The 444-nt window shown below is 52.7% G+C and carries 1 protein-coding gene; it reads right to left on the reverse strand.

The genetic code is table 11. From position 1 onward, the window contains the following. Nucleotides 1-155: 155 nt before the first annotated feature. Nucleotides 156-359 (reverse strand): hypothetical protein, encoded by a 204-nt coding sequence (locus AC1DF0_RS32305; RefSeq protein WP_477577668.1) that lies wholly within the window; start codon nucleotides 357-359, stop codon nucleotides 156-158. Nucleotides 360-444: the final 85 nt, after the last annotated feature.

Consider the following 444-nt stretch of genomic DNA (forward strand, 5'->3'; position numbering starts at 1 on the left):
CGCCTACCCTATGCCGAATCGGCATGAGATTTTTCAACTGAAACCCACGTCCCAGCCGGTTCGAATGCGACATTTCGGCAGGTATAAGTGCCGTGAACCGGCCATTTCAGCGCCGGTTGATGTTTTTTTGAACCAGTGAAAATTTAGGAGATGTCCTACGTTCGACTGCGATTTTTCTTCTCATGAAAGTCAGAGCTTTCTCGATATACGGTCACGAAGAAACACCGCGAAACGGTTTTGCGGGGAATATGCAGCAAGAACATATGAGCAGAATGCTCTAGATCAACGTTTTGCACGTTGAAGCTCTCCGCAAGTCCGTCGAGCCACGCTAGGCCGACGAACTTGCGTCGCAGCTTCACCTGACCCGGCCCTTGCGCGGCTACTCCCTGTACCCGTAGGTCACTCCGACCCTGAAGCAGTCAGAACGTCCCGACCCCTTGGTCA

This window comes from Paenibacillus sp. 05T425 (assembly GCF_056396205.1).